The following is a 473-nucleotide window of genomic DNA, read 5'->3' as shown; positions in this document are numbered from 1 at the left end:
GGCGTTTCATCACCTTGTAAGAACGGCTGCGCCACCAAATGTTCCCGTATGAGATTCACCACTGGTTGGACGACCACTGATGCTTTGGTCATCCAGTTCGCATAAGTGGTTTCGGGAAGATCGACCCCCGCACGCTTAAATTCCTTGGCTTGTCGATAAAGTGGTAAGGACAAGCCGTACTTGTTGTATGCGATGGTGGCGACCATTGAGGCAGACCCCAAACTGTGGGCAATTAACGGCCGTGGCGCGTGACCTTGGAAGAATTGAGTATGATCCGTTTGTTTAGCGCAGGTCGCGCATTTTTTGACTTCTTCGTAGATCTGATGCCGATAGATCACTTGAGGAATGATGACGACTTCCTCACGAACAAAGCGTTTGCCCGCGACTTCAAGTACATGTCCTTGAGGACACTGCTCATCATCACACGGAATAACGGTCTCAATGATTGGAAGGGACTTGCTCAGTGCTTTTTT

2 protein-coding genes are annotated in these 473 nt (G+C 49.5%); one reads left to right on the top strand and one right to left on the bottom strand.

Features of this window, described 5'->3' with window-relative positions; translation table 11 throughout:
- On the bottom strand, positions 1-206 hold a 206-nt coding region (locus tag FD01_RS16705), incomplete at its 3' end, for an IS66 family transposase (protein WP_235802962.1).
- A 63-nt stretch (positions 207-269) separates the two neighbouring features.
- On the opposite strand from FD01_RS16705, the gene FD01_RS16700 reads away from it, so the two are divergent.
- Positions 270-473, top strand: a 204-nt coding sequence (locus FD01_RS16700) for a hypothetical protein (protein WP_235802961.1), incomplete at its 3' end; no start/stop codon positions are given.

It is taken from the genome of Lacticaseibacillus manihotivorans DSM 13343 = JCM 12514 (genome assembly GCF_001435035.1).
In the GTDB taxonomy this organism is placed as follows: Bacteria; Bacillota; Bacilli; order Lactobacillales; family Lactobacillaceae; genus Lacticaseibacillus; species Lacticaseibacillus manihotivorans.
Note: the sequence above shows the minus strand (reverse complement) of the source record. Positions and strands in the feature narration are given on the sequence as shown.